The organism is Bradyrhizobium sp. USDA 3240, assembly GCF_054063295.1.
Genome location: NZ_JBSSGD010000002.1, coordinates 807716 through 833399, shown reverse-complemented (window position 1 = coordinate 833399; position 25684 = coordinate 807716). Strand labels below are relative to the sequence as shown.

Below are 25684 nucleotides of genomic sequence, written 5' to 3'. Positions count from 1 at the left end.
CGACAGGCGTATCGTCGCTCCGCGCACATTGGGCTGTCGGCTGAAATGCAGCCGGCAGCCCCAGCAATCGCGGGACATCATCGTCAAAGCAGAGCTGTTCCAGGCGGATCGGCTTGAATGCGTGATGCGTGCGGCCTTATCCTGTGGTCTGGAAGGACAAGCGATGAGCGATTGCTGCGAGCAGAAGACGTCTGAATGCTGTGCGCCACCGCAGCTGATACTGCCGGCGAAGGCCGGCGCGCCGGCATCGGATCGTCATCACACGGCTGATGCGTGCGGCTGCTCGGGCGGCGTTCCCGTATTTGACGGCCTCGATCCGCGCTACAAGCGCGTGCTCTGGACCGTCATTGCCATCAATGGCGCGATGTTCCTGACCGAGATGATCGCAGGTCAGCTTGCCGGATCGCAGGCGCTCAAGGCGGATGCGCTCGACTTCCTTGCCGACACCGTCACTTATGGACTGAGCCTTGCGGTGATCGGCGCGAGCCTGCGCATGCGTGCGTCGGCGGCGCTGCTGAAGGGTGGTTCGCTGAGCCTGATGGCGCTGTGGGTCGTCGGCTCGACGGTCTACCAAACCCTCGTTCTCGGTGTGCCGAAGGCCGAGGTGATGGGCGCGATAGGGACGTTGGCGCTTGCGGCGAATCTGTCGTCCGTTGTGCTGCTGCTGCCCTACAAGAACGGCGACGCCAATGTCCGCTCGGTCTGGCTCTGCTCGCGCAACGATGCGATCGGAAACCTCATCGTGATGGTGGCCGCGCTCGGCGTGTGGGGAACCGCCACCGCCTGGCCCGATCTCGCGGTCGCCGCGGTGATGGCGATGATATTCCTCACCTCGTCGGTGCAAATCCTGCGGCAGGCCTGGGCCGAGTATCGCGAGACGGCGCTGCGCAGCCCGACGGCGGCGCATGGTTGATTGAGCCGTACCCGCCCGTGTGCTGCTGCCGGAGGCGTGCGCGGGCATTCGCCTTGCATTTACCTTAAATGATGGCCCCGGGGGAACGACCGTGGCAGCGGCGCGTTGCTGTGCATCATTCGTGCGCAGAAGGCCCTCCATGACAATCAACGCGGCAATACTGATGGCGGCACTGGTGCTATCGGGAACCGTGTTGGCGCAGAGCTCCGGTCCGTCGGCCGGCTCAGCGGGGGCCGGGCAGGCCGCCAATGTCACCACCGGCCAGGCGATCAACACCGGCAAGCAGACCGGCGACAGCGGCCCACCGATCGCGAAGGCCGCGCATCCGGCGAAGCCGGCGGAAAGCGCTGATGGCAGCACGGTCGGCGCGAGCCGTCCGAAAAAGCCCGACCGGCGCCTCGAGCACTACCCGTAGGCTGCGCTCCACCCATCCAGCGGCTAGGGATCAGCAAAAAAGCCGGCGCAGTCGTCGCGACTACGCCGGCTTGATGTTTGAACGGCTGCCTTAACTCAGTAAACCAGGCCGGTGCCCGGGGGCTTCTCCAGTGCGGCGGCGAGCGAGCGATATTCGTCGCTGCTGGTGCCGGCGAGCTGGGCGATGCGGTTCAGGTGGTATTGCGCCTGATCGCGGTTGCCCTGTTCGACCTGCCAGAGGCCGTAATACTGCCAGGTGCGCACATGGGCCGGGTCGGCCTTCAGCGCGCGCTCGTACCAGACCTGCGAGACCTTGTAGTCGCCGAGCTTGCGATAGGAATAGCCGATCAGGTTGGCGACGTCGGCACGGTCATCCTGGCCGAGCGCCTTCAGCTGCTCGATCGCGACGGTATAGTCGTGCTTGTCGTAGATCGTGGCATAGGCGGCGTGATAGCCGGCCAAGAACTTCTGATCGTCGATCGCGGAGCTCTTGTCCTTCTTCGCCTTCTTGCCCTTGCTGCCGCTGTCGGAAGCCGGCGGGGAGGGATTGTCGCCGCCTGCGGCGTAGGCCGAGATGACCGGCCCGGCGGCGAGGGTCATCGAGAGCACTGCGAGGCCCAAAAACTTCGTCGTCCTGCTCATTCCTGGTTGCTCCTGATCGTTCCTGATCGTGCTCGGTAATCCTACACCCAAGCCTGCTGACTTGAACACCCGAGGGTGCAGAACATTCCCGGCCGATGCCACGATTGCGTGATCCCTGCAATCGGCGGGCAGGGGCAGGCCAACATGACCAAGATGTCATTCACATGAATGAAGTCCGTCCATGCCCTTCAGAACGGGTTCAGTGCGCAGCCCATAAGGTCACGTGCATTGATCGGTGAGGCCGACCATCCGGCCGGAGACCTCTCGATCCCGCAGAGGAGACCACCATGCTGAAGACGATTTCCGCCGCGCTGCTCGCCATGTCCGTGATCGCAGCGCCCGCGCTCGCCGCTGAGGCCGGCAAGACCGCAACTCCGGCGCCGGTGACCACGACCGCTCCGGCGACCAAGGCCGCTCCCGTCATCAAGAGCGAGCAGCTGCCGTCGAAGGTGCGCAACGCCAACGCCAAGATGCACCACAAGCACTATCGCCATCACCGCCACCACAAGCACATGGGCATGCTGAAGGTGAAGGCGCCGAAGCACGCGACCAAGCACGTCCACGCCAAGGTCGCCACCAAGCACGTCGTGCCGGCCAAGCGCGGCTGATCAAGCGCGACTGAACCTGATCCGAAGGGCGTCGTTCGATCCACATTGCCCCGCTGCGCCCTTGGGATGCAGAACCGGCCCGCTCGTCCATTGCTTCCCCAATGGCGGCGGGCCGGAGTGCGTCGGGGCCTCGGTTCAGACCCGGACGGCGCCGTTGCGGGCAGGAACAACCGAGTTGCGAATTCCCCGCCTGGCGGTTTATGAGACGCAACCGGGGCAACATGAAACAGCTGACTTTGCGGACTTCATCAAGACTGGCGGCGATCCTGCTGCTCTCGATCCCGCTCGCCGGCTGCCTCACCAGCGATGACGGCGGCAGCTCGACCACCTTTACCGACGATCGCGGCGTCGCCAACCAGCCGTTTCCGGACCGGTACCGCGACCAGATCCTGGCCTTCATGCGGACCTATCTGAACAACCCGGTCGGGGTCCGCGAAGGCGGGATCGCCGAGCCGGTGCAGCGCACGGTCGGCGGCCGGCTGCGCTACGTGGTCTGCCTGCGCTACAGCGCAAAGGAGACCGACGGCAATTACCGCCCGGCCAGGGAGCGCGGCGTCCTGTTCGTCGACGGCCGGCTCGATCGCATCCTCGACAATGCCGCCGAGGCCTGCGCCGGCGCGTCCTACGCGGCATTTCCCGATCTGGAAAAGATGTCGCGCTGACACGCGGCGGGTTGTCGCAAGCCTCACCGGATCGTTAGCGAGCTCCGATCACTTTTCGGGGAGGGCTGAACTTCACCTTAGCCGTTTGCGACTTACATACAGCCGAAATACGGCTGCTTAACCGGTGAAAAAACCCTTCTGTGCCAAGGAACAAACGGGCGTTGTTGCGACCCTGTCACAGCTCGGAAACATCACAGGTCAGCATTGCCCCAAAGCAACCTAATTGGCGTCACGTTGTTTGGCTTAACAGCGCAGCGTTCGTAACGGGGATCAAAGATGAGGAAGTTTTTGCTCGGCACAGTCGCGCTGGCCGCCCTTGCGGGCCCGGCATTTGCGGCTGACATGCCGGCCCGCACCTACACCAAGGCACCGCCGCCCTATACCGCCCCGGCGCTCGTCTACAACTGGACCGGATTCTATATCGGCGGCCATGTCGGCGGCGCGTTCACCGACGGCACCAATCTGATGGGCAGCGACGCGCGCTTCATGGGTGGCGTGCAGGGCGGCTTCGACTATCAGTTCGCGCCCAATTGGGTGATGGGTATCGAGGCGCAGTACTCCTGGCTGCCGAGCTCCTCGAACAATGGCCTGACGTTCCCCGCCGGAACGGTCGTGACCGGCAATACCGACCAGCTCGGTTCGGTGACCGGCCGTCTCGGCTACACCTGGGGTCCGGCGCTGCTTTACGCCAAGGGCGGTTACGCCTGGCGCGACAACAACAACATCACGGCGGCGGTCGGCGGCGTGCCGGCGGCCTTCACCACCGATGGCGGTCACAAGGACGGCTACACGGTCGGCGCGGGCCTCGAATACATGTTCGCCCCGAACTGGTCGGCGAAGGCCGAGTACCAGTACTACAATTTCGGCAAGACCACCTTCACCAGCGGTCCGGCCGACGTGGTCGGCGCGAGCTTCCGGAACGACGAACACACCGTCAAGCTCGGGGTCAACTACCGCTTCGGCTGGGGCGGTCCGGTGGGCTCCCGCTACTGATTGCATCGTCATCGCATCGAGATCGAAAGGCCGGCCCTCGGGGCGGCCTTTTTTGTTGGCTTGCCCCGTGCGCGGGGCCCCATATTCACCCGATGTTCAGGCCTGATCGTGCAATGCAAAAAATAATTCCTGCATTGCACGGAACTTTCATCGTGATGCGCTATTGTGGGATCGCCGGGCTGGTGGACAAACAAACATGCGTAGCTTTGCGTTAGGGCTGATCATCTCTGCGGTCTCTGTGCCGTGCTTTGCCCAGACCATCCTCAAATCCGAACCCTTGGCGCTTGCGCCTTATGAGGTCGTATTCGTGCAGGACGCCTCCTGTACGGCCGGCAAGGTGCTCAAGGTGACCGGGTCGATCCGCGGTCTGCATCGGCGGAAAATCTGCGTGTCGCTCGCCGCCGAACAGGCGTCGCTGGCGACGGCGACGCCGTAACGGCAGCACGACGGCAGCATCGGCATCCGGTCCGCCCCCGCGCACCGGACGACCCACTGTCACTCAGTTCAACCGCGGCTCCAGGCGTGCCTCGCGATCGGCATCGGCCTTGTTCTTGACCGGGTCCTCGTTCGGCTCGGGCTGGCACGGCCGGATCTCGTAGTCATTGTCCAGCACCGGGCGCGGCGAGGACTTCTCCTCCTCGGAGACGGCATCCACCACCAGGCCCGATTTCCGGGCAAGCTTCCAGACGTCGGCCTCAGTCGGATAGGCCTTGCTCAGCTTGGCATCTTGATAGAACAGCGCGTACGGCATTCGTCGTTTCCCCAAACAACCGACAACAACGCCAAGGCCCGTCCCGGGTTTCAGGCCAGATCGCCGTTCCGATCACGGAACCGTGAGCGAGGCATCTGAAAACATGAGTCATTTCGGACCTTTCGCCGGAGGGGCCTGAGTCCTTAATGAGCGGTAAACCCCCGAAAAAAGAATCCCCGGGACTCCTCGGGTAGAATCGCCGGATGTTCCGAGTCATGAGAGCGATCCACCAGCCCCCCTACGAACGCGTACAGCTCGCGCTTGCGGTTGTGCTGCTCGCAGCCTGCGCCGCCAACGTGGCGCTGGTCTGGTCGTGGCTATAGGGAAATCTGGCTTTAGCCAAAACCTGTATGTAGCGGCCCACGCGAAAACGCCGTGGCCGCGCGACGCCTCGACCGATTGACGGCCCCGCCATTTCTCCCATCATTGCCGGCAGAACAAGTGCCCGCTGCGGCCTGCGCGGACGGGCCGCGATCGGGGTGGAGCTGACATGATCGAGATGCTGAAGGAACGGGTCAATGGCGACGCCGGCCTCGTGCGGCGCGGCCGCTACCTCACCACGACCTTCCTGCTCGAGATCGGCAAGGCCGCCTGGCTGATCGCGATCCATGAGGGCCGGATCGTGGCGGTGACCAAGGGCCCGTTCGTGATGCCGTCGTCGTCGTTTGCGCTGCGCACCTCGGACGAGGAATGGGACCGGTTCTGCGAAAAGCGGCCGCCGCCGGGCTCCAACGACCTGATGGCGCTGATCAAGCGCCGCGTACTGAAGGCCGAGGGCGAGCTGCAGGTCTTCATGGCCAACCTGCGCTACTTCAAGGAGGCGCTAGGCAAGCTGCGCCGCGAGGGAGCCGCCGTATGAGCGCCAAATTCGAGCCGATCGTCGGCCGCTACATGCAGCTCGAGCTGTTCGGCCGGCCGCACCGCGTCTATGTCGAGGAGGCGGGCGAGGGCACGCCGCTGCTCTGCCTGCACACTGCGGGCGCCGACGGCCGGCAATATCGCGGCCTGATGAACGATGTCAGCGTCACGCGCAACCATCGCGTCATTGCCTTCGACATGCCTTGGCACGGCAAGTCGTCGCCGCCCCAGGGCTGGCACGACGAGGAATACCAGCTCACCTCGGCGCAATACACGGCGATGATCCTGGCCGTGATGGAGGCGCTCGAGCTCGACCGGCCGATCGTGATCGGCTGCTCGATCGGCGGCCGGATCGCGCTGCATCTCGCGCTCGAGCATCCCGAACGCTTCCGTGCGATCATCGGCCTGCAGGCCGGCGCGCATGTCGATCCCTATTACGACCTGAATTTCCTGCACCGGCCGGACGTGCATGGCGGCGAGGTCGCGGCCGCGATCGTCTCGGGTCTGGTCGGCCCCGACGCGCCCGACAAGGAGCGGTGGGAGACGCTGTGGCACTACATGCAGGGCGGCCCCGGCGTGTTCAAAGGCGACCTCTATTTCTACAAGATCGACGGCGATATCCGCGCCCGCATAGCCGAGATCGACACCAGACGCTGCCCGCTGTTCCTGCTGTCGGGCGAATACGACTATTCCTGCACGCCGGAGGAGACGCTGGCGGTGGCGAACAGCATTGCCGGCAGTGAGGCCACCATCATGAAAGGCCTCGGGCATTTCCCGATGAGCGAGAACCCAAGCGAGTTCTTGAAGCATCTGCTGCCGGTGCTGCAGAAGATCGGCGGCCGCTAGAGCGTTTTCAAGCGAAGTGGGTACCGGTTCGCGCTCAGAAAACGCGTCAGAACAAGGAGCGCCGCTCTCGACCTCGTATGGCGCGGTGTGACAGACTGCGTCATCACACGAAAAGGTTACGCGGGAGGTCCCCATGCTTCCGAAGGCTGAAGCGGCATATTTCGCGATTGCCGACATTTCCGGCTATACCAACTTCCTCGCGGCGGTCGAGCTCGACCATGCGCAGGACATCATCGCCGATTTCATGGACGTGGTGGTGAAGGGGCTGCGTCCGCCATTTCGTCTCGCCAAGTTCGAAGGCGACGCCGCCTTCGTCTACTCGACCGGGACAATCGACGGCTCGCTGCTGCAGGACGCGATCGAGGGCGCCTATCTCAAATTCCGCCGGCGGCTGCGTGACGTTCGCCAGGCCTCGACCTGCGAGTGCAAGGCCTGCGTCGCGATGGGCGATCTCGATTTCAAGTTCGTCGTCCATCACGGCGAGATGGTGAAGCAGAAGATGGGCGGCAGGGAAGAGCTCGCCGGGCGCGACGTCATCCTGGTCCACCGGCTGCTCAAGAATACGGTCGGCGAGAAAGTCGGCGGGCGGGCCTACGCGCTCTACAGCGACGCGGCGATCCGCGCCATGGGCGTCGATCCGGTGGCGCAAGGTCTCATCCCGCATCAAGAAACCATCGACATCATCGGCGACGTGACGCTGTGGGCGCGCGATCTCGAAGCGGCGTGGCAGCAGGACGACGCGCAAACGCGGATGGAGGTGACGCGCGAAGACGCCTACGCGATCCTGGAGTTCGACATCGCCGCGCCGCGGCAAACGGTGTGGGAGTTCATCACCGTGCCCGGGCAATGGATGAAATGGTGGGACGCCGACGACATCATCGAGGAGTCAGGCAAGGGGCGACGCGGTGTCGGCACCAAAAACCATTGCGCGCACGGCAACCATACCAACGTCGAGGAGACGCTCGACTGGCGTCCGGACGATTACTTCACGGTCGGGATCACGCTGCCGGTGCCCGGAGCGCCGCGCATCATCATGACCCGCGCCGTTCTCGACGGCCCGGGCGGAACGTCCCGTTTCGAGCTGCGGATCGCCAAGCCGAAGCCGAAGGACAGGGCATTCCTCGATGGCGCCGCGGCCAAATTCGCCGAGCGCATGACCCAGGCGGTGGCCGGCTTGCGATCGATGCTGGAAGACCAGCAGCCTGCCGATGATGCCATGGAAGAGCCGGCACCGACGCGATCGAGCGGACGCTTCCTGACCGAGCCGGTGAAATCGGGCGCGCGAGGCTGAAGCTCAGCGAACGTTTGGAGATGAGGGCGCCGGTTACTTGCCGGAGCGCGGCAGGTCGCTGTTGTCGCGGATCGCGGCGCGGACCTTGGCCATGGTCGTCGTGCAATATTCCTCGCGCTCCCTGAGGAAACGCTGCTGCTGCGCGCGGAAATTGGCCACCCGCTCGCGCACCTCGGATCCGAAGTCGCCGCTGATGTCGAGCTTGGCAAATTGCGGCGGCTGCGCCGGCGGCGGGGGGACCTCGACGACGGTCACCGTCAAAGGCGGCGGCGCGGGGGGCAGGCCTTCGAGCACGGTCGGCACCGGCAGCGGCGGCGGCATGACCACCCTTTCGACCTCGGCCTTAGGCTCGATCTCCAGGGCGGGCTTTGCCTCCACGGCGGGCTTTGCGTCAAAGGCTAGCTCTGCGTCAAAGGCTAGCTCTGCGTCAAACGCTGCCTCGATCACGGCCGCCGCGGTGGCGGGCAGCGGGGCAGGTGCCGCAGCGGTCCGCGGGGCATGCGCCGGCTCCTCGGCGTCGGGCAGCTTGCCCTTCACCGACTGTACGAAAGCCATTGTCTGCGCGATCAGGAGATCGCGTTCCTTCATCCACTTCATGGCGCACCTTGGGCGCGCGGATTGCAGCAGAGCAACCCCGCGGAATCAAGCACTCGCCATCATGATGGTTGATGAAGACGCCTGTTTTGCAGGCACGGTGACAAAATTGTGACGTGAGCTGTACGCGAGGAGGGTCAGCGCTGGTGCGGATTGGTGTTCGGGACGAACGGGGTACCGACGATCCGGACCGGCGTCTGGGCCAGTGCCCGGCTTGGGGCCGGCGCCTGATTCGCGGCCGGCCGGGGCGCGGCGCTCGTCGGCGCGGGGGACGGATCGAGCAGGGCGACGATGCCGGCAGCGGCCACGCTCAGCAGCGTGAAGCCGCCCAGAAGCATCAAATTGCGGTTGGTTTCGCGGACCCTCATGCGGGGAAAATCGCGTGAGGGGGCATAATGTTCCGAACAAATCCTCAGACGCTTTCGCGCGGTTTGGCGGCAGGCTTCAGAAAGTGCGTCAGGAGCAGACCTGGAAGCTTGGATCGTCGGTCCCGCGAGGTGCTTCCTCGCCGCGATCGGCCCGGTGTGCCGGCGGGAGCGGGCGGGTTGAGCCTAGTGAGCCATCGCCTGGGCGGGTGCCGGTTCGATGCTGCGGGCCTCGATCTGGTCGGCATAGCGGCCATACTCCTCGGCCATTTCGAGCAGCTTTTCGCGCACTGCGGCGTCGGTGACCTGGCGGGCCAGCCGTCGCGCCTGATCGGACTGGAAGCGATAATGGGCTGTGTCGGACATCGTAGGCTCCTCACACATGTGTAAGGGCCGTCCGGCAAAGGTTCATCAAGCCGTCATGGAAGGGAAGGCGGCATTGAAGGGAAGCGTTATTGAAGGGTGTTGGGCCGATCGGTCACCGTAGCCGTGACCGGGTGGCCGGCCTTGTCCTCGCGGACCTCGACCTCGAACCAACCCATCTCCTTCAGCTCGCGCGCCTTCTTCTCGGCCGCGTCTTCGCTGTCGCGCTTCAGCACGATTTGACTGGTGCCGTCCCGGGCAAGGATCAAATAGGTCATTGGCTGAGTCCCATCCCACATTCTGCATACCGCGTTTCGGGCTGCAAGGACAGAAACAAGGCAAGGGATGGGGGATGCTACGGGGATGATCCCACGATTCCTGCCAATGACAGGGCGTCCAGCTGTTCCCGGCTGCTGTCGATATCGACCGGCTAGGTTGGATGATCGCCGACACGCGAGGCGCGCTTGAGACCAGCGGAAGCGTAATTGGCGAACGGTCCGCCGTTGGCTTCCAGCGGCAGGTTTGCAAGTTGCGTCGCGCAAAACATAGTGAGATGACGGATATCATCCAATTCTCACGGAGCCCGGAAGACTACGGCCTTCCATGAAACGTTGTGGGTAATCCAAGCGAGGCTCTTTAACTAAGCCGCGAATACATGCTCGGCTTGGCTCAACAATGCGCGGCGCAAGCCGTGTCGATATGGATGGAGGACTCGATGCCCAGGCACTTCGGTTTGAAGGCAACACCGGCGGCGGCACGGTCGGCATTCACGGGATCATCAAGAGATTTGCAGCAGCGGACTGCGTCGGCATCTGCGTCGAAGAACCGTGCTGCGGTCAGTTCGCCGGTGTCAAAGCCCGCTTCGCCATGTTCGGAGCTGCCGTATTCTCCGACGAGCTGGCGGGGCTGCTGCGGACGACGGTCGATCTCGGCCGAATGATCTGCGCGCGACGTGGCTGACCGGCCGGTCTTCATAGCTCTGACGGCTCGTGCGTCTTGTCGCGCTTCAGGTCCAGGCGATCGATGCGTTCGTCGATCAGCCGATTCAATCGCTCGTCCCGCAGCTTATCTTTCCTGTACAGCCCGCCATGCAGGCGATAGGCGACGAGCAGCAGGACAACAGCAACGCCGACGAGATAGTAGGACCAGTTCATCATTGGAACCGCGCTTGGCTGTGTCCATTGTGAAACAAGTGAGCTTCGGCAACTCTGCCAGGCAGCGCGACCGGCGGCTCGTCAGCACAATCGCAGGGTCAGCTCAATTGGCGCCCGCGAGGATGAACAGATTATTGTAGACGGGCAGTGCAATGAGGGCGACCACATAAGCCATCTGGCGCTCGCTGTTGCCGTGCCAAAGCAACCATATCACGAGGTAGGTCAAACCCAGTTTGGCAATAAGCCACCATTCGCCCAGCCACTCCTGGGTGAGCCACATGAACGGGTTCAGTTCGCCCATTCCCCGCTGCAAGATCTCGTTGGTGGTGATGAGATCCGAGTAGCCCATCAGCAGGGCACAGACCAACAGCATTGCCTTCAGCAAAGACGTCCTTGCCCGCAACTGCTTTTCCGTCATCCGGTGCCTGCCCGAAATCCGCTTGTGGCTCCCCGTCGGGCAATTTTGCGGAATGTTTTCAGCGAGTGCAAGCCTCCACGACCTGGTTGTCCAACACCCCGCTCGCCAGGGCGACCAAGTTGGGTACCCCGTACAGAGGCACGGCCCACCGATCCGTCTGATTGATTTCGTGAAAAGATGGTGCGGCTGAGGGGACAGGTATTTTATTTTAACATATTGATTTTAAGAGCAAATTTTCGGAATAACTCGGGGCGGTACCAACGCAGATACCAACAGGTCGCGAAGGTGCGCGGAGGTTGTCCACTGAGCAGCGTGATCGACCGTATCTGGGGACTTCCGTCGACGAACCGTCGATTGGACCCGCCGCAGCGCTTTAACGCTTGCGTTTAAGAAATTCCACCTCTATTGAGGGGAAGATTATTAAACGGAGGACTGTTTAAGTGGCTATGTTCCGGACTGCAGTGCTTGAGGAGAGTGACGACGCTGAAAGTCGCCTCCGTGACTGGGGTTTGACCAGGGCTCAGTTCATCGCGGTAGCCCGCGCGGCGCGAAGTTGGGCCGACGATGCGGGGCCGCTGATGCCCGCCAACGCACCCGGTACGCTGGCATATATCTTTGGCGTGCAGGAACTGCGCGCGCAGCTTATCGACGAAGAGTGGCGCGTCGATCGTACCGGCGGCATCGAGGCAGTCGTCAATCGGAAGATCGGACTGCGCATCGGGTTTCATAATGTCGATCGCGCTTGCGACCCTGTGATGCCGCCTCATCCGCGTTCAGCAAAGGGCTCGTCATCGGAGATGTTGTCCGGCCCGACGCTCTTCGAGCATTTCGGCGTCGAGCCTGGACCTCTCCCGCCGGCGCCCGCCGATGGGATCTCGACTTACTACGCCATGGTTGGTGAAGATGGGAGCGTTGAGCTGTCATACCCCCAGATCGTGGATGGCGCTTATCATCACTTCAACGAACGCATCTTCATTGATCGTCCTGCGGGCACTTTTGAGGATGAAGCCAGCGTGGAGACCGGCGTCGCCGAAGATTTCGAAATTGACGTAACGTTCAAAGATCGGCGCGATGTTTAACGGTGAGCGTTTGACGTTAGCTCGGCAGAGGAGAATGCTGTCTGGTCTCAAGTTGGCAGACAAGGCAGGCGTCACTCCTGTGACCGTTTCCAAAATCGAGAATGGCCACCAGCCGGAAGATTACGTTGTCGATAAACTGGCGTCCGCGTTGAAGTATCCGCGAGAATTTTTCTTTCTACCATCGCCGGCAATACTGGACGTCGACACCGTCAGCTTTCGCAGTTTGAAAAAGATGGGAGCCGCTGAGCGTGATGCTTCGCTTGCCGCCGGAAGCCTCGGCGTCGCCTTGTACGATTGGATCGACGATCGTTTCAATCTGCCGAAGCCCGACCTTATCGACCTAAGCCGTGATCGGGCGAGGCCGGAGAGCGCCGCGCGCCTGCTTCGCCAGCATTGGGGCTTGGGTGAGAAGCCCATCGGCAATGTTTTAAAGCTGCTCGAAGCGAAGGGCGTCCGCGTTCTCTCCTTGTCGGAGCGAACGGCGAATGTCGATGCTTATTCATTTTGGCGAAGTGAAAGGCCGTACATTTTCCTGAACCAAGAAAAGACCGCGGAGCGATCCATTTTCGACAGCGCCCACGAGCTTGGTCATCTCGTCTTGCATCACCATGCTGGTGCAAAAACCGATCGAGACGCTGAAACGCAAGCTGATCAGTTCGCGTCTGCATTTCTCATGCCGCAGGAAGATATCCTAAACGAAGCCGGGCATGCATCGAACGCGAAGCAGATCATCGCGAAGAAGGCGCGATGGCGGGTGTCGGCTATGGCTTTGGCCTATCGACTGCACAAACTCGGGCTGCTGAGCGAATGGACCCATCGGTCTATTTGCATCGAGTTGGGAAAGATGGGCTTTAGGAGTGGCGAGCCAAAGGGGATCGATCGAGAAACGTCCACCGTCTTGGCAAAGGTGCTCGCTGCTCTCTGGAGCAAGCGCCTCACGAAATACGACATCGCAAAGGATTTGGCCGTTCCACTGGAAGAAATCGAGACGCTTATTTTTGGATTGGCCAGCCCGATAGCGGGGCCACCATCCAGAAGTGGAATTTCGCTGGTGAGCTAAATTGACGACGGCAGGAGCGGCGGCCCATGCCGCCGCTCCGCTGAAGCTTGATCTCCTTTTTTGCGCTCCTTTAAATCGAGTAGTTCAGTCTCAGGTGCTCGTCGCCGGCAGCGAGCGCCCCGAACTTCCAGCAAGACGGCAGCTCGTCGCTATGATCTTCGAGATATAAGAATGCCCGACGCAGCATTCTCAACGCGCGTCTCTCGGACGCTAGACGTATTTGGGGCGCGTCAACTTCCTCGGTTGCGCGCTCAAGTTCGTAGATCACAGCTCCCAGAATGAAGGATGCGCCCGTGATGCTCTCCGGCTTGAGCTGCTCAACCGAGACCATCACTTTCGACATCTTGTCCCAGGTTTCGTCGTCTTCGTTTTCAAGCCAGTGCTTAGCTAGCCGATCATACTGGTGCGCAAGCATTCGGACTGGACAGGGCTGCATGTTGTTCTCCTCTGGTGCGCTGATGCGCTGCTGTTCACGAGAAGAAGCGTAGCGGCGAGAATGTAGTGCTCCAATGGAAAAGCCCGCTACGAACTGTAGTATTTTGAACCCACATTCTGTAGGAAATCTACAAATCGTAGGCGGGTTCGATGGCAAAGAAGCTCGATGATGAAGAAGCGATGCGCCGCGTCCAGCGCATCGTGCCCATGTTGGCGCGAGACACATGGCACGCCTTGCGTGTCCGGTCAGCGTTTAGCTCTGCTAATGACGAGATTTGGGAGCTGGACATCAGTGAGACAATGCAATTCGGAGACACGTACAATGTCGTAACGAATGCTCTGCAGCTCCAGGCGGCGCTGGCGGTGGCGCGTGTGTTCGATGTATCGAACCCCGAGAGATATCCGATAGAGCAACAAGACAAGGCATCCATACCCGTGCTGGCGCACTTGCTGAGGCGGTCCGACGTGCAGCAGGCCTTGCTCGCGAGTGCGTCCGACTGGCGATCGGGCATGGGTGCGGAGGCGGATCGGGCAGATTGTCGCGCTGCAATCAGCCTAGCATTGGAAGTGTATGAACATTTCGAGAAGGATGAAGATCACCGGCGAGCGTTCGAGCGTCTCCGCAAAATTCGAGATGCCCGCCTAGCTCATCACCTGTTCGACAAAGTCCCCGCCGCCGACGAGCTGCCGGAATTTGACCAGCTTTTCTTATTGGCGAATACCGCGGCACAGTTCGTTCGAGCAGCGATGCTCGCTGTCGAAGGTCGGGATCAAGATCTTCGAGATCAGGAAGCGATCAAATCGAAAATGGACCGTAGGTTCTGGCACATCTGCTTGTCGGCTCTGCAGAGTGCGGAGGACGATAGCCCGCAGCAGTTAGGCAGCCCTGTAGGTTAGAGGTTCGATCCGCTCAATTAGCTCGTTCGGCGCGCTTCGAAGCGAGAGCGCACCCTTCCATTTAGTGAAGGGAAGCGGACGAGGGTTGCGAAGCATAAAATGCCAGTGAGCAGCCGCCGCCCAGCGGCTCGGATGCGATCGAACGCAGTCGACGAGGTCAACGACGCCGACGACGCCACCGAGTTGCTGCTCGCGCGCTGGACGCACTCCAAAGCGTTGCTCGATCTCATCCGCCGTGATGTCGTCCGGACGCTGTGAGGCCTGTATGAGCATTGGACCGCGATAGGCGGTCTTCCAGGTGCGGTTCTCGACGTCCTTGAACTCGATTGCTCCGGTCTCGACGTTCGTCCCGCCGATGACGATTAAAGACGCCCAGGGCTGTCTGATGCTGATGATCTTCATTGTCTGATCAGACTAGCGGCAGACCCGGCAAAGCCAACGGGAAAGCCCGGCTAGCAACGGAAAAGTCAACAACTTTGGAGTGATTTGCGAGCTTTATACTCGTAGGACTGAGGATCTCGGCTCCGGCGACGTTCGGTCTGGACGGGCTCTAGCCCATCCTAGTCACCGGATTTTGCCGGTGCCAGTTCTCTACTCTCGTCTTCCAGATGCTATGTAAATTCGTCAACTCTAGATAGGCAGCGCCGTGATTAGGCCGTTGCCGAAGGCGCTTGATCAGCAGCTCGCACTCATTGCAATGACGGATGAGAGTATCAGCCCAGAAGTGGTAAGCGACGTCTTCGTCGATGACGCCTTTTCTGATGCCGACCGCAAGCAGCTCGTGAATATTTAGATACGATCTTACGTGCGTGTACTCCTCGCTGGCTTCGAACTGGGCCATCAGCGTTGAGTTCGCAGTATGACTGGACAAGACCAGCGCCGCCGCTTCGTACTTTGCGTGTGCGGTAAGCATCGGCTGATCCATCTCCGTTTTGATGAAGAAGTCAACGGCCGCTCTGTTCTTCGCGATGCTACGTTGAACGCGGATCGCTCGCATTGCGACGATGCTGGCTATGAGCGCGATAGTCGCCGTTGCTATTGGCGCGTGCGCTGCCATCCAGTCCCATTCCATAGTGGCTTCCCCCCAAGCGTGCAGGCGTGCATCTTAATGGCAACAGACGTAGCATCACCGTTTGATGCGGACAATGGATCGAACCGAAGCGCGACTGCCGTCGCCAGTCTCAGGGCACGCCATTGAAGCCCGTCGCCGGCGCACCGGCATCGGGGCTGCTCTTGCCGGTTGAACCCGGTCCGTTCGTATTGAGCGAACCGGTTAGCTTGATCGCGTTCTCAGCGCGTCGGACGAGCGCCTCGAACCAACTGCTCGGCTTGATCTCGACTTCCAGCTTTGCCTCGCCCTCCACCTTGCCTTGCACGTCGACGCGTTGCGGCGCGTTGTCGAGCGGCTGCACCGGCGGCATGGCCGCCGGCTGATCCGCCTCCTTCGGCCGAGCACGCGGCAGCGGGATCTTCGACGCCTGCTCGCGAGCTGCGTCCTCCTGCCAGCGAGATAGCTCGGCGTCCGAATAGATCGGCGGCATAGCTGCAAGCTGGTCGTGCTGATTGAGGGCCTGCTCAAGATCAAATTTCTTGAGGCGGATCTTTCCCTCGTCGCCGATGCCGTTGTTCAGCATCTTGTCGGCGTCCAAGATGCGCGCGTTGATGCGCTCGCGATCGAGGTCATCGGCAGTCATCATGTCGCCGCCGGTGACAAGCTTCTTGGCCCCGCGAATTATGCGCTGGTCGTCCTCGGGAAGGATCGAGAGGTAGTCGCCTTTCTCGATGGCTTTGGTCCGCTTCGCGATCTCGTCCGATACCGAGTTCATCGTCTTGAGCACCGGTTCCAGCTTCGCCATCGCAACGGCTGCATCTTTGAGCTGGTTGACGATGCCCTCGAAAGCGAGGATCGGGTCCTTCTTCTGGAGCTCGTCCATGCGCTCGAGGCCAGCCGAGTGACGATGCCGGCCTTTCTCGACCAACGGTTCGTCGAGCAGGTTTGTCGCCACAAGGTCAGCGGCATTGCGGGCGGAGAAGCGCTTTGCGAGCCAGGCGACAACCTTGCCTTTGTCCTCCTCGGTCATGTTCTCGCTGAATTTAACACCCGCCTGTTCGAGGCGTGGCCGGACGTACTTCTGCGTCCACTCGAAGTTGTTCGCGATCCAGCCTTCCTGATCGATCAGCTTGCCGTCCTTGATCAGTCCATCCGCCTCGAGCTGGGCCTTCGCTTGTTTCGTCATGCGCTGGCCAACCATCGCCGAAAGGCCGGTCGCCAGCTTGTTACCGAAGCCGGTGGTGTGAGATGCGAGGATAGGGAAGACATTCTCCATGTAGGCCTTGGAGAGGCCGTATTTCGAGCTGCTCGCGGCCGCCATGTCTGACCGGAATTGCTCGCCGGTGTAGTCCGGGTTCGCAGCCTTGGCCTTCGCAAAGGCGTTGAGGCCTTCTGTGATCTGGCCGGACGTGTTCGCCTTGCCCATGCCCTCGAGTGCGCGGACGATCTGCTCCATCTCATGCGGGTCGCCGCCTGACATTTTGTTTGCGATCAGCGCGCGCGCGTACGGCTCGGCGACCTCTTTCGACCGGTCCCAGCTGCCGAGACGCGAAGCGTTGGTGCGGAGATAGTCGAGAGCTTCGGTGCGCGAGATCGACGGGAATTTGCTGCTGATCGCACTGGCGATCTCCTTGCCCTCCGAGAGCTGGTCGTCGGAGAGACCCATCATTTCGTATTTCGCGACGGCGCGGCCGCGCTCGCCGGCGGCCTCCGCGGTGCTGCGAATGGCATGGCCAGCGCCATAGACCATCGACCCAATGCCGACGGCGTGTGCGGCCACGTGCATGCCGAACCTGCCTGCGCCCTTCGCGCCGTCGAAATATTTCTTCCGGGCGGCCTCAGCCTCCTCGGTGCGGGCGCGGACTTCACGCCAATGATTGACGGTCTTGCCCTTCCAGTCGTCGACGGCGCGCATGTAATGCGCTGCACGGATCGGGCCGGACTTGAGCTGGTCATGGAATGCTGCGAATTCCTTTCGCACGTTCTGCAACTGGCGCTCGGTGAGCTTGAGCCGCTCCAGCTCCTTGAACATGTCGCCGCTGAAGTTCGGGGCCTTGATGCCCTCGAACGCCTTCGCGCTGCTCTCTACGCCCTTAAACTTCGCAGCGATCTTGTCAAACACGCTGCCGGTTTTATCGGTGGCGCTGATTACAGCACGTGCCTCAATGATCTTAGACATTCTCTACCTTCGCCGGTTCGCTGTTGTCCGACACCAGACGAAACGTCCGGCGCAAATTTGCTGAATGGCGGCCGCTGTCGACGCGCCATGTCGCGATAAACTGCTCCGCGGCCTCAACCGTGGTCTCGGCGTTGAGTGCCAAAACGATCATTGCCTTCTCAAGGCCTGGAGGCGGGCTGATCTGCAGAATGGCGCGTATCCTGGCTCGCTCGAATTCGATGCCAGCTTTTACCGCTGCCTCGATCGTCATCTCGATGGAACGGTCGGTTCGATCAAGAACGGTCCGCATCACCTCTCGGCGCACATCCTGCTCAGTTCGCATTCTACTCGCTCCGTAAAGCTCGGCGCCGGCGGATTAAGGGAAAGCTGAAATCCGCCGGCGCCATTCCCGACACGACCTGACTGCTACCGGGCCCGCCGGGAGATTTCGATCACGAGCGCATCCGCGCATTCATCTGGTCGACGATTTCCGCCCAGCTATGGCTGACAGCCTTCTCGCGCTCGCGCGCGGCTGCTTCTGCTGCGGCCTTTCTCGCCGCAGCATCGCGGGCGTCACGCTCGGCTTTTTTCGGTAGCGCTTTCAACGCAGCCTTGGCGGTTTCCACGGGAGTGTCCCGATCAGCCATGCTGGCTGCGTAGTCCTCCCGGCCAACGGCTTCCGGCAGGGCGAGGATAGCCGCGCGGCGAGCGGCGGCCTGCAGGTACAGGCCGTCTACGGGCTGGTTTGACTTCTGCAGTTCGGTCAGCGCCTTCTCTATGTCGCCAATCTCGTCGGCTAGGCCTGCGTCGACGGCGGCCTGGCCGATGTACGTTGCTGCCTCCGTCGCGCGAACTGCAGCTGGCGAGAGTGCCGGCCGGTTCAGTGCAACGGTCTCGACGAACATGCCGTAATACCGGTCAACCTCAGCCTGAAGGCTGGTCCGCACCCCATCCGGCAGTGCCTGGTAGGGATTGCCGTCGACCTTTCGTGCACCGGCGTGGATCAACGTCGGCCTCACCCCGGCTTTGTCCAGACGGGCGCTGTGATCGAGGTGCACCAAAACAACGCCAATCGAGCCCGCCACGCCGCTCGGCGAGATCAAGACCTTCGTCGCGGCGCTCGCGATCGCGAACGCCGCCGATGCGGCGCAATCGTTTACCACCGCGATGATGGGCTTGGAGGCCCGAAGCTCGCGGACTACCGAGGCAAGCTCCATCGCACCCGCGGCTTGGCCGCCGGCGCTGTCGACGTCGAGGATTATGGATTTCACGTCGTCGTCCGCACCGGCCTGCCGGAACTGTCGGCGGAGCCCTTCGTATGTTGTGATGCCGGAGTATGCTCCGATCCAACTGCCGCGGTTCAGCAAGCTGCCGTGCACGGCGACGATCGCTGTGCCGTCGACGACCGGATAAAGCTTGTCGGTGGCGGCGTGAGTGCGCGGCCTAGCTGGTCCGCGCATAGCTTTTCGCGCTTCCGCCGGGAGCTGGCCGAGCCGGCTATTCACGCCATCCATCACGGCAGGATCGAACGCCACGCCGGTCCGGTCGGCGATGCTGTCGATTATGACCGCGATGCGGTCGGCGTCCACCAGCAAGGGGCGGTTGAAGAGCTGGGCCTTCAAGTGCTCGAAGGAAACGGCGGTGTTGCTCATGGCGGTCAGTCCCGATCCGGAGCAGGCATCGAGGAGGCCAAGCCGAGCACCGCGCGCGGGTCCGCGTCCCACCTGGGCAACTGGCCGATCATTTCTGCGAACGTAACTTCTTCACGCTCGGAGGCGAGAAGATCGCCTTCAATTTCTGCGAGACGCTCGATGCGATCCGTCGCTGACAGAGCGGCTTCATCATCGGCGACCGCGTCGATCTCGCGGTCAATGAAGCTGCGCATCAAGTCAGGAGCGATCAGGGTGAGCAGCCCGACGGGGTCGACAGCGAACAAGTCCGACGAGCCGCCGTACTGTTCGATCCGCTTCGTCGGGAATTTGACCGCACCGAGCCGGTCAACCACGATGCTGACATCGGGCCGTGCCGCATTGGCTCGGCTCTGGAGTTGCTCCCACGCGGTCTTTTTCGCCAGCGCGGCGGGAAAAGGTGCAGCCAGAACTTCGCGTCGATCCGCCTTGAGTGCCCGCGAGCGGCGCGCTGCGCGCTCCATGCCATCAAGAGCTGTCTCGCCGCTCAGGAGCTGCGGCAAAGCGCCTTCGTACATGGAGATGCCGGCTGCGGAATGTGCCCGAACGTAGGCTTCGAGATTGTCGGTCAACCGCCGCGCCCAAACCGAGCCGGGGCTCAGCTTCTCGATGCGAGTAACCAGCTTCGCGCGGGCTTGGTCGGCACGGTCAACGGCGTCTCGCGCAGCAAGAAATGACGGGTTATCTTTCAATCCATCGCGTTCCAGTTCCCGCAAACGGGCTTGCGCGAACTGATGGTCGCTGTAGGCCGCGCGCATCTCCGCTGAGAGACCGACAATGGAAGCAGAACGCTCGCTGGCGATGTCGCGGAATGCCTGTAGGCGGTCCTCTACGGCGTTGAGGATGATGGTCACACGGCTTCTCCAAAATGATTTGTCGGAGATCACCGTGACGCGGCCGATTGCTCATCGCAAACGTGCAAGTATTGCTCTGATCCGTCCAGCGCTTAGCACCCGGGCCGACTTTCGCATGATCTTCCAAAACAGCTCGTTCGGCGTTCCGATGTGTCGCGCGGGACAGACTGCGATAGTTCGTTCGCGAGCCCAGGCATTTGCCGCGTAGCGTCTCCACCTCGCGGCGATTTCGTGCGCAGCATCGTGGTCCGTCCGATCTGGATAGAACCGATGTCGAATTTCCACGATATGCGTGTCTCGCTCGGTGAGAGCTGCCGGCGGGAGCATCAGCGCTTGCAGCTCCGCCGCGGCGGCATCGGACGCCAGCAAACCGGCTTCAACAGCCTCCACAATGCGTTGGATGCTGGCGGCCGGATCATCCACTGAGCGGCTCCAGCTCGAGCAGCAGGGGAGGATCGTCGCGGCCAGCCAGGGCAAACAGCTGGCGGCGGCGATAGACGCCCACCGCAACGACGTGCCCCCGGTCTATCAACCGGCGAATGGCCTTGCGCGTCGCTGTGATCTGCGCTGCAGAGCACGATGGCGGACGAGATCGACAGACCCGGCCCGAATATGCCGCAGCGGCGAGTTCCCGAACCGACAGTTTGTCGACCCGACCGAGGATGGCGAGCAGCTCGCGCCTCAGCGCGAGCGGCCTCCCTGCATAACCTGTTTGACGGCGGGACCGCTTGCTCATCAGGCTCGCCCGCCCCAAACTAAATCCGGTTTCCCGGCCTCCCAGATACGGTGAAACCAAGCGCGCATCGCGCTCGCATGGCTTCCCGGTGTTGAAAGATACTTGTCCTTTTTCCCCGGCAAAGTGCGGGTAGGACGGCTTGCCAGCGTCACTGGCGGCGGTTTGCCGATCAGCACGCGAAAAGACTGGGCTCGCGGAGAGCCACCACCAGCGAGCGGTGCTGGCGTAGGCGCGGTGCTGTTCTGAGCGTCGCTAACGGCGGTGTACGACCGGCCGCTGTCTCGCTCGACCTCGGTGAGCAACGGCAAGGGCGGCGCGCTCAGCGCGCGCCACCTACGTCCGGTTGGGCGTTTCAACGCGCCGCGTAGCTCCAGCGAAGCGGTCGTTGGAACGACGCTTCCAACGCTGGGGGGTATGGGGGGTTGGAGAACACCCGTTGGTACCCCTGTTGGAAGTCGTTGGAACGCTGTTGGTAGTGGCGTTGGTAGTAGAGTTGGAAGGTCGAAAAGAGCGTTGGGACCCCTGTTGGAAGCCATTTTAGGGCGCTCTTTCGATGTGCTGGCGGCGCTTGGATGGCGGCCCGCTTTCGATCACAACGACCTTGCCCGCGGTCAGCAGGCGCTCCATCGCCGCGCGGAAGGCGTCCGCGGTCACGCCATTCGCTTCGGGATCGTCGACGAACTCAGACGATGCGCTGCCCTTGGCGCTCTTGGCGTGCACCGGACGGCGTTGGGCGATCCGTTTATCGAGCAGTCGCAGAAAGAGCTCGTCTACCTCGCGCTCGGCGGCGATCCGGTACGGTGAAGCGGCAACCTCGGCTCCGGTGGTGAAGGTCAATCCGGTCCAACGTATCGCGACCTTCTCACCGCCGCGGCCACCATTGTTCTTCTTGACTTCGAGCGTGCGGGCATCTTGGTCGTCTTTCGCAGGGTCGGACAGATGCATCATCGTCCGCACCGAGTTGCGCCAATCTACGGAGTTGGCGGTCCCACTGCCGTCGGCCATGCCGCGTACCGACGGGTGATCGAGCAACAGAATGGCGACGTCATATTGTCTGGCGATCTTGCGCAACATCGCGACGAAAGCGCGAGTTTGGCGTCGGTCTTTCGCCTCGCCGTCGAACACCGCGGCAATGCTGTCGACTACGAGCACGCGAGGCCGGTGCTGCCTAATCCAGTACACAACATCGTGCAGTAGGGGTGTCGCAACAATCCGGCCACTGTCTCGCGTGGTGGCGAGCCAAGTGGCGTCCAGTTCCGGAAATACCAAGTGCAGACTTCGGAGGGCGTGAGGGTCCAGTCCTCGGTGCTCGCAGATACGCTGCACGCGGTCGCGGATGTCGTCCTCCGGCTCCTCACACGAAAGGAACAACGTCGGTCCAGCCTCGACAATACATCCCAGCCAATCACCGAGACCTGCGGCCACAGAGATGAGCAACTGCATAGCGATCTCAGTTTTGCCGCTGCCGCCATTACCTGAAAGGATCGACACGTCGCTCGCTCGTACACGACCGCTGGCGAGCCACCGCTGAGAAACTTGCGGTGTGTCCTTCCACGTTTCTGGCGTTATCGAACTAAGACCAAATGAAATGTCGTCATAGTCGTCGTCGCCAAAGTCCTCATCGCCGATCTTGGCTCGGTTGACCAGAGCATCGCGCGTTAGTTCTTCTGCCGACGCTTCGGTGTCCGCGTCCACCTCCATAGTGCTCACGCTGCACCTCCGGGTCGATGCTGCTGCGTCGCGGGCTTGCCGAGCACCGGCATACCCGTCCACCAAAAGTACGGCTCGTGGAAGCCGATGACGTTGAACTTACGCAGCCTGCGCGCGGAGCGGTCCCACCGCGATTTGATCGTGTTCTCTGAGATTGACTGCGAGCCATCCTGAGGGATCGAGCTGCGCTTGTAGGCCGTGCTGACAATCGAGCGATGCACCACGCGCGTCCCACGCGGCAGGTGCAGCTCCGGCGGCGCTTCGTGGCCGGCTTCGTGAAGTTGCCACCACAGCACGTCGAAGAACAGATCCTCAATGTCTGTCAGCTTGAAGCCGCCAGGCACACCTGTCCGGTTCGGCTCGGCCAACCCGCAAGAGGTTCGCAGCGGCCGAAACTGTATAACTTCGCCCATTAGGTTTTCTCCTGTGGCTGGGTGAGCGGAGAGTGGGTGCCGGCCCAGGTCAGGGCAGCCCTGGACCGGCACCGCGGTGGTGCTGCGTGCGTACCTCCGGCACGCAGCACGCTGCGCCGGCGCTGGAGACAGCCTCAGCGCCGCTGCAATTCAGGATCACGCAGCGCGGGAGCGCGCCGCTGCGATCAGCGTCTGATAGTGACGATGAAGATTTTTCGCGGTGACGTTTCGCCGGCTGCCATTTGGGACCAGCACGAAAACGCCCTCTGCAACGAGTTCGTAGAACCGCGTCATTCCGACGTTCGCGACGCGACAGGCTGTCTTGATGTCGTTGAGCGGAGCGAGGCTGTGTGCCTTGACGAAGTCCTCGTAGCTCAGGTCCAGATCACGATCTGGTTCAATTTGCCGTTCGACGCTCGGAGAATTGCTGCCGGTCGCATCTTGCGCCCAATCCGCGCTTTTCGTGTTCTTCCGCATTGGCCCGTTCGCCTTCGTTGTGAGTGCGGGATCGGACCTACAGGGTTTTGGATCAGGGCTTAAGGACGCACCCTCCGGCTATTTCGGGAGGGGGTGCGTCTGGACCTGCCAAGCCTCGCCTTTGTGCTTGATCGCGGTCCTGATCGAGCTCTCCCACTCCCACGCTTCCGGCGCTGGATCTTCGAGACTGTTCCAGGCGGCCTCAACGAATTCAGAGAACGCGCCTTGCTTTGTCGGTCGCTCTCCAACGAGCCACATCCAGGTGTCTCCCAGAGCGGAGACAAACTCGACACGCCAGACGTTCTTTGCGTCCTCTGCGTTCTTCACGGACTGAGAGAGCGTGATGTGATGCGCGCTCAGTTCGGCGCGAACCGACGGGAGAAGCTCACCTAACTCTGCGAGCAATTCGGACGCGCGTTTCGTTGCTTGGAGGCCGGAGAAGTCTGGCTCGAGCAGTTGGTTATAGGCGACACGCAGGGAGGCCAAATTCAAGACGGGCGTCAGATCGGACCCAAGCTTGGTGACCACGCCTGATCCTTTGCAAACATTGGCGGCGGCATCCGCGAGGGGCGACCGGATCGTCTTGGCAATGGCTTCGGCTTTTCGTTGCTCACTGCACGCGCGCGAAAGAGCATAGCTCGTACCGCGGCGCGCGATCTCGTAGGGACAATGACCGCCGAGGGTCTCGGGCCCGCGAAGCATGATGACCCTATTTCGGCCGCGCACCTTGCCCTCGATAAGGTCTGCTACAAACTCGTCGACTGGGAGTGGCTTCTTTGGCTCACTCCAAGCAATCCAGCCCGGCGGAGAAGCGAGATGGTCGTCCAGTCCAGGATCGCCCCATAGTCGCCAATCCATCCTCGTGAGCGACCACCGCATTTTGCGATCGCCAAAGACAGCAGGCGCATTCTTCCGATCACGCGCCATGTTCACGCTCTCAACTGCACCACGCGGCCGAGCGCTCGGAGCTCGTCGAGATAGTCGGCCCACCATTGAGCAAGACGAGCTCGATCGGCATCGTAGGTCGCTCGGTTGTAAATGCCCCGAATTTGGTTCCCGTCGCTGTGAGCCAGCGCCGCCTCGATGATGTCGGCATCGAACAGTCGCGAAGTGTTTGCCATCGTCGAGAAGGACGACCGGAAGCCGTGCGGGACGTGCGTGTCGCTCGAATAGCCAAGGCGGCGCAGAGCAGACCCCAGCGCGCCCTCGGACATGGGCCGCATCGCTGGCCGCTTCGACGGCATGCCGTGTTGGCCGATCGAGCGGCGAGGCTGTGCGTTGGGAAACAAGTAGTCGGCGCCAGTCGGAGTGTGGATCAACGACCATCCCGTAAACTCGCGCAGTTCTGTCAGGATGGCGACTGCTTGCCGGGCGAGCGGCACCTTGTGCTCGCGCCGCATCTTCATGACTTCCGGCGGCAAGGTGATCGCGGGGGCCTTGCAGTCGTCATCCACCCAACTCCATCGCAACTGTCGCAGTTCACCCGGCCGAAGCGCGGTGAGAGCGAGCAATTGCAAGCCTAGCCTCGTTTCGCTTTTGCCATCGTAGTCGTCGATCGAGCGGAGGAGGGCACCAAACTCCTTCGGTTCAACAATGGCGGCGTAGCTTTTCGTTGCCGGTGGGGTCAGGTGACCTGATTTCGCAAATGCAGCGGCCGGGTCGAATTCGCGCAGGCCCTCTGCGACCGCATACGAAAACACGCGGCTAAGTGTCGCGCGGCATCGCTTTGTCGTCTCGTAGCGGTTCTTTCCATGCCGGCCGGTGGTTTCCACCTTACGGAGCGCCACGAGCACGTCTGCCGGCGTGATGGCGCCGATCTGAAGCCCACCGATCTGCGGACGGACCAGCTCGACTATCCAGGTCAGCTTATTCAAGGTGGTCGCGCTCTTGGCCGTCTTGCGCTGCTCGGCCAGCCACGCATCGGCCACCGCGCTAAACGTGGACAGGGGTGCGGTCTCTGCGGCCCTCTTGTTTGCTTTCCTCTTTTCAGACGGATCAATCCCGTCCGCTAGCAGCCGCTTGTTCGCGTCGCGCGCGTCGCGTGCGGCGGAGAGGCCAACTTGCGGATAGATGCCTAACGAGATTGTCTTTTGCTTGCCGCCGAACCGGTACGCCTGCCGCCAGAGGCGCGACCCTCCCGTCTCGACCAGTAAATAGAGGCCGCCGCCGCCGCTCAACTTGTAGGGCTTTTCGGCCCCTTTGGCGGCCCGACAGGCTGCGTCCGTCAACGCCATGGATTATCCCCCCGGCTTCG

35 protein-coding genes are annotated in these 25684 nt (G+C 62.0%); 13 read left to right on the top strand and 22 right to left on the bottom strand.

Features of this window, described 5'->3' with window-relative positions; translation table 11 throughout:
• Positions 1 to 163 precede the first annotated feature (163 nt).
• Both ACVIGA_RS04595 and ACVIGA_RS04590 read left to right on the top strand, forming a co-directional pair.
• A complete protein-coding gene (locus ACVIGA_RS04595; RefSeq protein ID WP_456665458.1) occupies positions 164 to 913 on the top strand; it encodes a cation transporter in 750 nt (249 codons plus the stop codon).
• 139 nt (positions 914 to 1052) lie between these two features.
• The gene (locus ACVIGA_RS04590) at positions 1053 to 1328 is read left to right on the top strand and encodes a hypothetical protein (protein ID WP_456665457.1); all 276 of its coding nucleotides are present in this window, start codon (positions 1053 to 1055) and stop codon (positions 1326 to 1328) included.
• A 95-nt stretch (positions 1329 to 1423) separates the two neighbouring features.
• Here the strand turns inward: ACVIGA_RS04590 and ACVIGA_RS04585 are convergent, their stop codons facing one another.
• Positions 1424 to 1969: a tetratricopeptide repeat protein gene (locus ACVIGA_RS04585; RefSeq protein WP_456665456.1), complete on the bottom strand. Its 546-nt coding sequence runs from the start codon at positions 1967 to 1969 to the stop codon at positions 1424 to 1426.
• A gap of 287 nt (positions 1970 to 2256) precedes the next feature.
• Here ACVIGA_RS04585 and ACVIGA_RS04580 point away from each other — a divergent pair, with 287 nt between their 5' ends.
• The 4 genes from ACVIGA_RS04580 (at position 2257) to ACVIGA_RS04565 (ending at position 4668) form a co-directional block, all read left to right on the top strand.
• Complete coding sequence (locus ACVIGA_RS04580; RefSeq protein WP_223976561.1) at positions 2257 to 2577, top strand: His-rich protein BRANT; 321 nt, start codon at positions 2257 to 2259, stop codon at positions 2575 to 2577.
• Between the two features lie 221 nt (positions 2578 to 2798).
• On the top strand, positions 2799 to 3239 hold the full coding sequence (locus tag ACVIGA_RS04575) for a hypothetical protein (protein WP_223976563.1): 441 nt from the start codon (positions 2799 to 2801) through the stop codon (positions 3237 to 3239).
• A 276-nt stretch (positions 3240 to 3515) separates the two neighbouring features.
• Entirely contained in the window at positions 3516 to 4232 is a 717-nt protein-coding gene (locus ACVIGA_RS04570) for an outer membrane protein (RefSeq protein WP_223976564.1), read from the top strand.
• 196 nt (positions 4233 to 4428) lie between these two features.
• Positions 4429 to 4668: a DUF6719 family protein gene (locus ACVIGA_RS04565; RefSeq protein WP_050402822.1), complete on the top strand. Its 240-nt coding sequence runs from the start codon at positions 4429 to 4431 to the stop codon at positions 4666 to 4668.
• A 63-nt stretch (positions 4669 to 4731) separates the two neighbouring features.
• Here the strand turns inward: ACVIGA_RS04565 and ACVIGA_RS04560 are convergent, their stop codons facing one another.
• Positions 4732 to 4983 (bottom strand): hypothetical protein, encoded by a 252-nt coding sequence (locus ACVIGA_RS04560; RefSeq protein WP_375775363.1) that lies wholly within the window; start codon positions 4981 to 4983, stop codon positions 4732 to 4734.
• Positions 4984 to 5473: 490 nt separating this feature from the next.
• On the opposite strand from ACVIGA_RS04560, the gene ACVIGA_RS04555 reads away from it, so the two are divergent.
• The 3 genes from ACVIGA_RS04555 (at position 5474) to ACVIGA_RS04545 (ending at position 7978) form a co-directional block, all read left to right on the top strand.
• The gene (locus ACVIGA_RS04555; RefSeq protein ID WP_456665455.1) at positions 5474 to 5842 is read left to right on the top strand and encodes a hypothetical protein; all 369 of its coding nucleotides are present in this window, start codon (positions 5474 to 5476) and stop codon (positions 5840 to 5842) included.
• On the top strand, positions 5839 to 6687 hold the full coding sequence (locus tag ACVIGA_RS04550; protein WP_456665454.1) for an alpha/beta fold hydrolase: 849 nt from the start codon (positions 5839 to 5841) through the stop codon (positions 6685 to 6687). The genes ACVIGA_RS04555 and ACVIGA_RS04550 overlap by 4 nt, the downstream gene beginning before the upstream one ends.
• 133 nt (positions 6688 to 6820) lie before the next feature.
• The gene (locus tag ACVIGA_RS04545) at positions 6821 to 7978 is read left to right on the top strand and encodes a DUF2652 domain-containing protein (RefSeq protein WP_456665453.1); all 1158 of its coding nucleotides are present in this window, start codon (positions 6821 to 6823) and stop codon (positions 7976 to 7978) included.
• Positions 7979 to 8011: 33 nt separating this feature from the next.
• On the opposite strand, the gene ACVIGA_RS04540 is transcribed toward ACVIGA_RS04545, so the two are convergent.
• The 7 genes from ACVIGA_RS04540 to ACVIGA_RS04510 all read right to left on the bottom strand — a co-directional run bounded on the left by ACVIGA_RS04540 (position 8012) and on the right by ACVIGA_RS04510 (position 10872).
• A complete protein-coding gene (locus tag ACVIGA_RS04540) occupies positions 8012 to 8575 on the bottom strand; it encodes a hypothetical protein (RefSeq protein WP_456665452.1) in 564 nt (187 codons plus the stop codon).
• Positions 8576 to 8709: 134 nt separating this feature from the next.
• Complete coding sequence (locus tag ACVIGA_RS04535) at positions 8710 to 8940, bottom strand: hypothetical protein (protein ID WP_456665451.1); 231 nt, start codon at positions 8938 to 8940, stop codon at positions 8710 to 8712.
• 183 nt (positions 8941 to 9123) lie between these two features.
• Positions 9124 to 9303, bottom strand: a complete 180-nt coding sequence (locus tag ACVIGA_RS04530; RefSeq protein WP_212309788.1) for a hypothetical protein — start codon at positions 9301 to 9303, stop codon at positions 9124 to 9126.
• Positions 9304 to 9389: 86 nt separating this feature from the next.
• Positions 9390 to 9578: a hypothetical protein gene (locus ACVIGA_RS04525; RefSeq protein ID WP_212309787.1), complete on the bottom strand. Its 189-nt coding sequence runs from the start codon at positions 9576 to 9578 to the stop codon at positions 9390 to 9392.
• Positions 9579 to 9969: 391 nt separating this feature from the next.
• On the bottom strand, positions 9970 to 10275 hold the full coding sequence (locus tag ACVIGA_RS04520; protein ID WP_456665450.1) for a hypothetical protein: 306 nt from the start codon (positions 10273 to 10275) through the stop codon (positions 9970 to 9972).
• Entirely contained in the window at positions 10272 to 10457 is a 186-nt protein-coding gene (locus ACVIGA_RS04515; RefSeq protein WP_456665449.1) for a hypothetical protein, read from the bottom strand. Before ACVIGA_RS04515 ends, ACVIGA_RS04520 begins: the two co-directional genes overlap by 4 nt.
• A 100-nt stretch (positions 10458 to 10557) precedes the next feature.
• Positions 10558 to 10872 (bottom strand): DUF5658 family protein, encoded by a 315-nt coding sequence (locus tag ACVIGA_RS04510; RefSeq protein WP_223976585.1) that lies wholly within the window; start codon positions 10870 to 10872, stop codon positions 10558 to 10560.
• A 578-nt stretch (positions 10873 to 11450) separates the two neighbouring features.
• On the opposite strand from ACVIGA_RS04510, the gene ACVIGA_RS04505 reads away from it, so the two are divergent.
• Positions 11451 to 11951 (top strand): hypothetical protein, encoded by a 501-nt coding sequence (locus ACVIGA_RS04505; RefSeq protein ID WP_456665448.1) that lies wholly within the window; start codon positions 11451 to 11453, stop codon positions 11949 to 11951.
• Positions 11944 to 13011 (top strand): ImmA/IrrE family metallo-endopeptidase, encoded by a 1068-nt coding sequence (locus ACVIGA_RS04500; RefSeq protein ID WP_456665447.1) that lies wholly within the window; start codon positions 11944 to 11946, stop codon positions 13009 to 13011. The genes ACVIGA_RS04505 and ACVIGA_RS04500 overlap by 8 nt, the downstream gene beginning before the upstream one ends.
• A 70-nt stretch (positions 13012 to 13081) precedes the next feature.
• Here ACVIGA_RS04500 and ACVIGA_RS04495 read toward each other — a convergent pair whose 3' ends face one another.
• Positions 13082 to 13447: a hypothetical protein gene (locus ACVIGA_RS04495; protein ID WP_456665446.1), complete on the bottom strand. Its 366-nt coding sequence runs from the start codon at positions 13445 to 13447 to the stop codon at positions 13082 to 13084.
• A 149-nt stretch (positions 13448 to 13596) separates the two neighbouring features.
• On the opposite strand from ACVIGA_RS04495, the gene ACVIGA_RS04490 reads away from it, so the two are divergent.
• On the top strand, positions 13597 to 14343 hold the full coding sequence (locus ACVIGA_RS04490; protein ID WP_456665445.1) for an AbiU2 domain-containing protein: 747 nt from the start codon (positions 13597 to 13599) through the stop codon (positions 14341 to 14343).
• Here the strand turns inward: ACVIGA_RS04490 and ACVIGA_RS04485 are convergent.
• From ACVIGA_RS04485 to ACVIGA_RS04460, 6 genes are all read right to left on the bottom strand, one after another.
• A complete protein-coding gene (locus ACVIGA_RS04485) occupies positions 14323 to 14745 on the bottom strand; it encodes a hypothetical protein (protein WP_456665444.1) in 423 nt (140 codons plus the stop codon). The genes ACVIGA_RS04490 and ACVIGA_RS04485 overlap by 21 nt on opposite strands.
• Before the next feature lie 148 nt (positions 14746 to 14893).
• Positions 14894 to 15415 (bottom strand): DUF4760 domain-containing protein, encoded by a 522-nt coding sequence (locus tag ACVIGA_RS04480; RefSeq protein WP_456665443.1) that lies wholly within the window; start codon positions 15413 to 15415, stop codon positions 14894 to 14896.
• A 109-nt stretch (positions 15416 to 15524) separates the two neighbouring features.
• Positions 15525 to 17573: a hypothetical protein gene (locus ACVIGA_RS04475; RefSeq protein WP_456665442.1), complete on the bottom strand. Its 2049-nt coding sequence runs from the start codon at positions 17571 to 17573 to the stop codon at positions 15525 to 15527.
• Positions 17566 to 17895 carry a hypothetical protein gene (locus tag ACVIGA_RS04470; protein ID WP_456665441.1) on the bottom strand — a complete coding sequence of 110 codons (330 nt, stop codon included), beginning with the start codon at positions 17893 to 17895 and terminating at the stop codon, positions 17566 to 17568. The genes ACVIGA_RS04475 and ACVIGA_RS04470 overlap by 8 nt, the downstream gene beginning before the upstream one ends.
• Before the next feature lie 109 nt (positions 17896 to 18004).
• A complete protein-coding gene (locus ACVIGA_RS04465) occupies positions 18005 to 19204 on the bottom strand; it encodes a S49 family peptidase (RefSeq protein ID WP_456665440.1) in 1200 nt (399 codons plus the stop codon).
• Positions 19205 to 19209: 5 nt separating this feature from the next.
• On the bottom strand, positions 19210 to 20094 hold the full coding sequence (locus ACVIGA_RS04460; RefSeq protein ID WP_456665439.1) for a hypothetical protein: 885 nt from the start codon (positions 20092 to 20094) through the stop codon (positions 19210 to 19212).
• A 231-nt stretch (positions 20095 to 20325) separates the two neighbouring features.
• Here ACVIGA_RS04460 and ACVIGA_RS04455 point away from each other — a divergent pair, with 231 nt between their 5' ends.
• A complete protein-coding gene (locus tag ACVIGA_RS04455; protein ID WP_456665438.1) occupies positions 20326 to 20520 on the top strand; it encodes a hypothetical protein in 195 nt (64 codons plus the stop codon).
• Here the strand turns inward: ACVIGA_RS04455 and ACVIGA_RS04450 are convergent.
• The 6 genes from ACVIGA_RS04450 to ACVIGA_RS04425 all read right to left on the bottom strand — a co-directional run bounded on the left by ACVIGA_RS04450 (position 20510) and on the right by ACVIGA_RS04425 (position 25664).
• A complete protein-coding gene (locus ACVIGA_RS04450; protein ID WP_456665437.1) occupies positions 20510 to 20830 on the bottom strand; it encodes a hypothetical protein in 321 nt (106 codons plus the stop codon). The genes ACVIGA_RS04455 and ACVIGA_RS04450 overlap by 11 nt on opposite strands.
• Positions 20831 to 21367: 537 nt before the next feature.
• The gene (locus ACVIGA_RS04445) at positions 21368 to 22531 is read right to left on the bottom strand and encodes an AAA family ATPase (protein ID WP_456670734.1); all 1164 of its coding nucleotides are present in this window, start codon (positions 22529 to 22531) and stop codon (positions 21368 to 21370) included.
• Positions 22532 to 22536: 5 nt separating this feature from the next.
• Positions 22537 to 22908: a hypothetical protein gene (locus tag ACVIGA_RS04440; protein ID WP_456665436.1), complete on the bottom strand. Its 372-nt coding sequence runs from the start codon at positions 22906 to 22908 to the stop codon at positions 22537 to 22539.
• 201 nt (positions 22909 to 23109) lie between these two features.
• Positions 23110 to 23430, bottom strand: coding sequence for a hypothetical protein (locus ACVIGA_RS04435; protein WP_456665435.1), 321 nt, complete (start codon positions 23428 to 23430; stop codon positions 23110 to 23112).
• 78 nt (positions 23431 to 23508) lie between these two features.
• On the bottom strand, positions 23509 to 24357 hold the full coding sequence (locus ACVIGA_RS04430) for a hypothetical protein (RefSeq protein WP_456665434.1): 849 nt from the start codon (positions 24355 to 24357) through the stop codon (positions 23509 to 23511).
• 2 nt (positions 24358 to 24359) lie between these two features.
• Complete coding sequence (locus ACVIGA_RS04425) at positions 24360 to 25664, bottom strand: tyrosine-type recombinase/integrase (RefSeq protein WP_456665433.1); 1305 nt, start codon at positions 25662 to 25664, stop codon at positions 24360 to 24362.
• Between the last annotated feature and the right edge of the window lie 20 nt (positions 25665 to 25684).